This window comes from Actinomadura logoneensis, from assembly GCF_003428695.1.
GTDB classification, from domain to species: Bacteria; Actinomycetota; Actinomycetes; order Streptosporangiales; family Streptosporangiaceae; genus Spirillospora; species Spirillospora logoneensis.
In genome coordinates, this window is record NZ_QURH01000776.1 from 1 (window position 1) to 3977 (window position 3977).

4 protein-coding genes are annotated in these 3977 nt (G+C 73.0%); all 4 read left to right on the plus strand.

Going from position 1 to position 3977, the window contains the following annotated elements:
* Positions 1 to 850 (plus strand): non-ribosomal peptide synthetase (locus DZF91_RS27180; protein ID WP_147341407.1); only part of this gene is annotated, 850 nt, incomplete at its 5' end.
* 59 nt (positions 851 to 909) lie between these two features.
* Positions 910 to 2097, plus strand: coding sequence for a cytochrome P450 (locus tag DZF91_RS27185; RefSeq protein ID WP_117360004.1), 1188 nt, complete (start codon positions 910 to 912; stop codon positions 2095 to 2097).
* A 15-nt stretch (positions 2098 to 2112) separates the two neighbouring features.
* Positions 2113 to 3303, plus strand: a complete 1191-nt coding sequence (locus tag DZF91_RS27190; RefSeq protein ID WP_117360005.1) for a cytochrome P450 — start codon at positions 2113 to 2115, stop codon at positions 3301 to 3303.
* 68 nt (positions 3304 to 3371) lie between these two features.
* Positions 3372 to 3977, plus strand: a 606-nt coding sequence (locus tag DZF91_RS27195; RefSeq protein ID WP_268915982.1) for a methyltransferase family protein, incomplete at its 3' end; no start/stop codon positions are given.

Consider the following 3977-nt stretch of genomic DNA (forward strand, 5'->3'; position numbering starts at 1 on the left):
GCTGCCGCCCGGCGCGGCGGGCGAGATCTGGGTCGGCGGCGCGGGCGTCGCGGACGGCTACCTCGGCAGGCCGGAGCTGACCGCCGAGCGGTTCGTCCGGGACGAGGCGACCGGCGCGCGGCTGTACCGCAGCGGCGACCGGGGCCGGCTGCGCCCGGACGGCCGCCTGGACCACCTCGGCCGCCTGGACGACCAGATCAAGGTGCGCGGGCACCGGGTGGAGCCGGGCGAGATCCGCGCGGTGCTGGCGTCCGACCCGAGGGTGACGGCGGCGGCCGTGGTGCTGCGCGCGGGCGGCCCGGACGACCCGGAGGGCGGACGGATCGACGGCTACGTCGTGCTGGCCAGTGAGGCCGGCGAGGGCGGTGACCCACGCGACACGTCGGCCGACCAGCGCCACACGTCGGCCGTCCTGCGCCGCGTCCTGGCCGACGCGCGCCGCCTCCTGCCCGACTACATGACGCCCGCCTCCCTGACGGCGGTGCCGGAGATCCCCCTCACCACCAACGGCAAGCCCGACCTGGCGAAGCTCCCGAAACCCGCCGCCCACGCACCGGAACCGGAGTCGGCGCCGGCTCCCTCCGAGGGCCTGGAAGCGCAGGTGCTCGACATCTGGAGCCGCTGCCTGCACGCCCCGGTGACGCTCGACGACAACTTCTTCGAACTCGGCGGGAGCTCGCTGCTCGTCCTCCGGGTGCTCACCGAGCTGGAGGAGAGGGGCCTGCCCGTGATCACGCCGCGCGAGTTCTACGCGCACTCCACCGCCCGCCGGTTCATCGACCTCGTCGCCGCGGGAACCGCGGAGACCGCCGCAACCGGCGGAACGACCGGCGCGGCGGGCGGGGCGTGACGCCTAACCCCGTTTCCGAACCACCGAAGCAGACGACCAGCGGAGAGGAAGTGCGTGCCATGCGCGTCGAGGACTGGCGGACGCATCCCAAGCACGTCTGGGTGCACGGGCAGCGCCCGGAGCGGATCGTGGACTACGACGAAGAGCTCCAGATGTGGAACGTCTACGGCTATCCGGAGGTCGTGGAGATCCTCACCACGCCGAAGGTGTTCTCGAACAACGCGGGACGGCTGGACCCGATGGAGCTGCCCGCCGACATCTGCGCGGGCGACTTCTCGCAGCTTGACCCGCCGGAGCACCGCAAGGTGCGCGGCCTGGTGGACTTCGCGTTCACCCCGAACCTGGTGGCCTCGCTGGAGTCCCGCGTGGACTCGCTCACCCACGAGTTACTCGACGGGCTGGAGGGCCGCGACGGCTTCGACCTGGTGGCCGAGCTCGCGACGCCGCTGCCGCTGAACCTGATCTGCGAGCTGCTGGGCGTGCCGCGCGAGGACCGTCCGGCCGTCCACCGCTGGTCGCACCGGATGGTGGACGACGCCGACGACTTCGAGTCGCCCGAGGTCATCAAGGAGCAGGTGCACGAGCTGCAGCGCGCGTTCGACCTGCTGCGGGAGATGCGCGAGTACTGGAGCGCGCTGGCCGCCGAACGCCGCAGGAGGCCGCGCGAGGACCTCATGAGCCACCTCGTCCAGGTCGAGTACGAGGGCGAGAAGCTCGGCGAGACCGAGGTGTTCAACATCGCCAACCGGCTGGTCGTGAACGGCCACCACTCCACGTCCATGCTGATCGGCAACACGGTGCTGATCCTGGACACCTTCCCCGAGCAGCGCGAGCGGGTGCGCGCGGACCGCGCGCTGATGGCCCCGATGATCGAGGAGTCGCTGCGCTTCCTGTCCCCGATCTCCACGGTCGGCAAGGTCACCAACGAGGACGTGGTGATCGCCGGGCAGCAGATCCCCAAGGACCAGCTCGTCATGGCGTGGACGGGCGCGGCGAACCGGGACGAGCGGGCGTTCGACCGTCCGCACGAGTTCGACCCGGGCCGCACGCCCAACCCGCACCTGGGCTTCGGCCGGGGCATCCACTTCTGCATCGGCCGGCGGCTCGCCCGGATGGTGGCGCGCTCGTCGGTCGGCGTCCTGATGGACCGGTTCCCGGACCTGCGCACCGATCCGGACGCGCCGCCGTCGTTCTACCAGATCGCCGACGCGGGCGGGCTGGACAGCCTGCCCGTCCTGGTCAAGTAAAGAAGGGCGGACACCATGACCGACGTCGTCTCCCGCTGGAACATCCACCCCGAGCACCGCTGGCTGCACGGCGAACGGCCCGCCGAGGCGGTCGAGTTCGACGCCGAGCAGGGCCTCTGGAACGTCTGGGGCCACGCCGAGTGCCGCGAGATGCTCGGCGACCACCAGGTGTTCTCGTCCCACACCGCGCGGCTGCTGCCGGTCGGCGTGGACGACTCGCTGATGGAGGGCGACCTCTCGCAGCTGGACCCGCCACGCCATCTGAAGTTCCGCAAGCTGCTCACCCCGGCGTTCACGCCGAAGGCGATCGCGGCGCTGGAACCGCGGATCGAGGCGATCACCGCCGAGCTGCTGGACGCGATCGACGGCAAGCCCGACATCGAGCTGGTCGCGGACCTCGCCTACCCGCTGCCGGTGATCGTCATCGCCGAGCTCCTGGGCGTCCCGCCGAGCGACCGGGAGATGTTCCGCGGCTGGGCCGACAACGTGATCGAGAGCTTCAGCGGCTTCTCCTCCCTGGACGAGGAGAACGGCGCGGCGGACATCGCGGCGGGCACCGAGCGGATGCAGCCGCTGCTGGCGTACCTGCGCGAGCACGTCGAGGAGCGGCGCCGCCACCCGCGCGAGGACCTGCTGACGCGGCTCGCGACCGCCGAGGTGGACGGCGAGCGGCTCACCGACAACGAGGCCGTCAACGTCGCGAACATCATGCTGATCACCGGGCACATCACCACGTCGATGATCCTCGGCAACACCCTGCTGTGCCTGGACCACGACCCGGAGCAGGCCGCGCGGGTGCGCGCCGACCGGTCGCTCGTGCCGGGCGCGATGGAGGAGGCGCTGCGGGTGCTGCCGCCCGCGACCGTCCTGACCCGGGCGACCAACACCGACGCCGAGGTCAACGGGTACCGCATCCCCAAGGACCAGTTGGTCTTCCTGTGGCTGGGCGCGGCGAACCGGGACCCCGCGGCGTTCCCCGACCCCGGCCGGTTCGACCCGGACCGCGACCCCAACCCCCATTTCGGGTTCGGCTGGGGAATCCACTTCTGCATCGGCGCGGGCCTCGCCCGCCTGGAGGGCCGGATCGCGCTGAACGGCCTGCTGGACCGCTTCGCCGAGCTGCGCGCCGACCCGGACGACCCGCCCGGCTTCTTCGGGACGCCGGACATGATCGGCGTCAACAGGCTCCCCCTGCACACCCGCTGACCGCGGCCCCACTCCTGCCCCCACCTCTGACCGGACCGCTGACCGCACCGCTGACCAGGGAGGCCCCTGTGGAACCCGACCTGCCCCAGATGCTCGCCGGCTACCTGCCCGCGCAGATCCTGCACGCGGCGGCGGAGCTGGGCGTCGCCGACGCGATCGGCGACGGCCCCGGCGACGTCGCGGAGACCGCCAAGCTCACCGGCGCCGACCCGGACGCGCTCCGGCGGCTGCTGCGCGCCCTGGCCGGGCTCGGCATGCTGGAGCAGCTCGACGCCGACCGCTTCGCGCTGACCGAGACCGGCGGGCTGCTGCGCTCGGACGCGCCCGGCTCGGTCCGCGACGACGTGCTGCTGTCGATCACCCCGGAGCTGTGGGCCGCGTGGGGCTCGCTCACCCGGGTCGTCCGGACGGGCGAGCCGTGGCGCGACCCAGGAACCGGCCTGACCGCCCGCGAGTCCGCGCTGCGCGACCCCGTCCTCGGGACGGCCTACCGCGCCGCGCAGGGCCGCGCCACCGCCGAGTTCGCCCACGGGCTCGTGCGGGTCTGCGACTTCTCCCGGTTCGGGACGATCGCGGACCTCGGCGGCGACGACGGCGCGCTGCTCGCCGCGGTCCTGGCCGCCGAGCCCGGCCCGCGCGGGCTGCTGTTCGACCTGCCGGCCGCGCTGCCCGCC

What these genes read in the sequence shown, in the direction of transcription:
- DZF91_RS27185 (WP_117360004.1), top strand. Translation starts at nt 910, where the DNA reads ATGCGCGTCGAGGACTGGCGGACGCATCCCAAGCACGTCTGGGTGCAC.
- DZF91_RS27190 (WP_117360005.1), top strand. Translation starts at nt 2,113, where the DNA reads ATGACCGACGTCGTCTCCCGCTGGAACATCCACCCCGAGCACCGCTGG.